1 protein-coding gene is annotated in these 220 nt (G+C 57.7%); it reads left to right on the forward strand.

Annotation, left to right across the window (positions count from 1 at the left end; genetic code table 11):
• A partial coding sequence (locus tag H6B10_RS17065; protein WP_345941878.1) for a putative PEP-binding protein occupies positions 1–220 on the forward strand: 220 nt, incomplete at both ends.

The raw sequence follows: 220 nt of genomic DNA on the forward strand, positions 1-220 counted from the left end.
GACCCGCACCATCTGTCTGTGCTGCGTTTGATCCAGATGGTTACCGAAAATGCCCATAAGAACGGCATTTGGGTGGGTATCTGCGGTGAGTTGGGCGCCGACCTGACCCTGACCACCTGGTTTGACCGGAAACAGGCTGAGAATGCCGCCACCAACGGCAACGGACGCATGGCCCGCAACACCCTGGAAAAGGCCATTCTGAACCAGTCCAAACGCCTGA

Source organism: Gemmiger formicilis, from assembly GCF_016901605.1.
Lineage (GTDB): Bacteria > Bacillota > Clostridia > Oscillospirales > Ruminococcaceae > Gemmiger > Gemmiger formicilis_B.